This is a genomic window from Spiroplasma sp. ChiS, from assembly GCF_002968355.1.
Lineage (GTDB): Bacteria > Bacillota_I > Bacilli_A > Mycoplasmatales > Mycoplasmataceae > Spiroplasma > Spiroplasma citri.
Window position 1 is genome coordinate 1 of the sequence record NZ_PUUH01000273.1, and the last position, 647, is coordinate 647.

At 26.0% G+C, this 647-nt stretch carries 1 protein-coding gene and 1 pseudogene; both read right to left on the minus strand.

Annotated features, from left to right (window positions below):
- Nucleotides 1–202: 202 nt before the first annotated feature.
- Nucleotides 203–511, minus strand: coding sequence for a single-stranded DNA-binding protein (locus C6B38_RS06840; RefSeq protein WP_199558609.1), 309 nt, complete (start codon nucleotides 509–511; stop codon nucleotides 203–205).
- A pseudogene (locus C6B38_RS11405) lies at nucleotides 441–647 on the minus strand (hypothetical protein); the annotation flags it as partial. The gene C6B38_RS06840 and the pseudogene C6B38_RS11405, both read right to left, overlap by 71 nt.

Below are 647 nucleotides of genomic sequence, written 5' to 3' on the forward strand. Positions count from 1 at the left end.
TCGTGATATTCTTTTTCACATTTTTGTTCATTAACCATTTTAAAAAACTCCTTAATTTGATTGATATTTTTTTAAAAAGGTAATTCTTGGTCTTTTTCTTATTCTTTTTCACATTTTTGTTCATTAACCATTTTAAAAAACTCCTTAATTTGATTGATATTTTTTTAAAAAGGTAATTCTTGGTCTTTTTCTTTATTATTATTTAAGAAAACAAGTTTAGAAACAATCACTTTCGTGCTGTTTTCCCCCCATTTTGGTCGTTATATTTTTGAATAGATAACGAACCTGCAACATAAAGGCGGTCTCCTTTTCCTAAATAAGCAAAAAGATTATCTGCTTGTTGTCGAAAAACGACACAATTAACAAATAATGGTTTATTTTTGTCTTTATCTTTATGTGAATTAACCGCGATTTGAAAATTAACAACTGTTGTTTCCTCGCTATTGATTTTGACATATTCCTTTTTTAAATCATGGGTAAGATGACCCATTAAACGTATTTCATTTATCATTTTTTTCTTTTCCTTTATAGATTATTTGATTAACTTTTACATCATCTGAGATTAAATTATAAGGTGATTTATAAAGAGGTTCTTTATTAAATTCTTTAGGTGTATCATTTTCTTTTTCATTAGGTTCGACATCTAA